This window comes from Streptomyces sp. NPDC006510, from assembly GCF_040611955.1.
Lineage (GTDB): Bacteria > Actinomycetota > Actinomycetes > Streptomycetales > Streptomycetaceae > Streptomyces.
Genome location: NZ_JBEXPH010000450.1, coordinates 1 through 1,572, shown reverse-complemented (window position 1 = coordinate 1,572; position 1,572 = coordinate 1). Strand labels below are relative to the sequence as shown.

The 1,572-nt window shown below is 73.9% G+C and carries 2 protein-coding genes and 1 pseudogene; 1 reads left to right on the top strand and 2 read right to left on the bottom strand.

Annotated features, from left to right (window positions below; all coding sequences use genetic code 11):
• Together ABZY11_RS44410 and ABZY11_RS44405 are read right to left on the bottom strand one after the other, a co-directional pair.
• Positions 1–673 (bottom strand): M56 family metallopeptidase (locus tag ABZY11_RS44410; protein ID WP_356484604.1); only part of this gene is annotated, 673 nt, incomplete at its 3' end.
• A complete protein-coding gene (locus tag ABZY11_RS44405) occupies positions 670–1,002 on the bottom strand; it encodes a BlaI/MecI/CopY family transcriptional regulator (protein ID WP_356484605.1) in 333 nt (110 codons plus the stop codon). The genes ABZY11_RS44405 and ABZY11_RS44410, both read right to left, overlap by 4 nt.
• Before the next feature lie 255 nt (positions 1,003–1,257).
• Here ABZY11_RS44405 and ABZY11_RS44400 point away from each other — a divergent pair.
• Positions 1,258–1,572, top strand: a pseudogene (locus tag ABZY11_RS44400) (DedA family protein); the annotation flags it as partial.

Below are 1,572 nucleotides of genomic sequence, written 5' to 3'. Positions count from 1 at the left end.
CTGCGATCCGTCGGTCGCCGACGGCGGAGGCGGCCGCCTCGTCGGCGCAGCGCTCCAGGGCGTATGCCATGGGGGCACGCAGGGAACGCAGCGCCGGGTGGCAGAGCGCGGCTGCTTCGGTCGCGGCGATGAAGAGATGGTGGCGGCCCGCGAGATGGGCGCGTTCGTGTGCCAGCAGGGCATCGCGTTCGGCGGGGTCGAGGGCGCGCAGCATTCCCGTGGTGACGACGATCCGGCCGGGAGTGCCGGGGCGGCCCGGCAGCGCGTAGGCGTCGGGGCGGCTGTCGCGCAGGACGGCCAGCTCGCCATCGGCGCGCCCGTCGAACCGTCCGGAACGGCGCAGCTCAGCCCAGTGGCGGCGGGCGGCACGGGCGACTGCGGCAGTGCAGCCCATGAGGAGTGCCAGTGCGGCGGCTGCCAGGGTCACGGCGACGGCGGGGGCGGCGTCGGAGAGCGGTCGGACCATTTCGCCCACGGCGGAGACCGCGGAGAACCGGGTCGCGCCGGGCACCACGAGCAGGACCAGGGCGAGGACGCTGCACAGGGCGAGGCCGACGCCCGTCGCGGCGAGCAGCCGTACGGCATTCACCGGCGACAGCGCGTCCGCCAGACGGCGGGCCGCGGGCACCGCCAGGAACGGCATCAGCAGCGGCACCCACACGGCGTAGATCACGGGGCTTCTCCGTCGAGCAGGTCCCGGAGCAGTTGCTCGTCCTCGTCGGTGAGCTGGGACACGAACCGGGCCAGGGCCGTGCCGCGGTCCTCCTGCTTCCGCAGCTCGCTGTGCATGCGGCGGGCGGTCAGTCCGGGCGCGTCCTCGGTGGGTGTGTAGGCGAATCCGCGACCGGCCCGGGTGCGGGCGACCGTGCCCTTTTCGTAGAGGCGGGACAGGATCGTCGTGACGGTGGTGCGGGCGAGTTCCGCGCCGATCGCCCCCTGGACCTGACCGGGGGTGAGCGGCGCTCCGGCCGCCCACAGCGCCGCCAGGATCGTGGACTCCAGCTCGCCGGCGGGTCGCCGTTCCGGTCCGGCGGGGGTCGGTGACGGGTGACGCGGGGCCGCTTCCGGCGTCGGTCCGGCTGCCGGTTCGCCGTGCGGGCGGGGGCCGGGTTCGCCGTTCGATATCCCCTTCACCTGGGACATGGGAACTCTCCTCCCCCTTCGGGCGTCTACAGTGATGTAGACCGTCTACATCACTGTAGTCAGTCCGGGCGCTCCGTCGGGCCGCCCGCTCACCATTATGGGAGACCCTCCACCGTGTCCGTATTCTCACTGGCGTCCGCGCCACAGGCGGTGAACCTGCTGGACGCGGGGTCACTGCTCGGGGCGTTCGGTGCGCTGGGCATCGCCGTCGTGCTCTTCGCCGAGACGGGACTGCTCATCGGCTTCTTCCTCCCCGGCGATTCCCTGCTGTTCACGGCGGGCCTGCTCTGCGTGTCCGGCGCCCACGGCCCGGTGCGGCTGTCGTTGCCGCAGGTCCTGGTCGCCACCGTGGCCGGCGCGCTGCTGGGTGCCCAGGCGGGTTACTGGATCGGCCGCCGGGGCGGCCGGGCGCTGGTCGCCCGCAGCCGC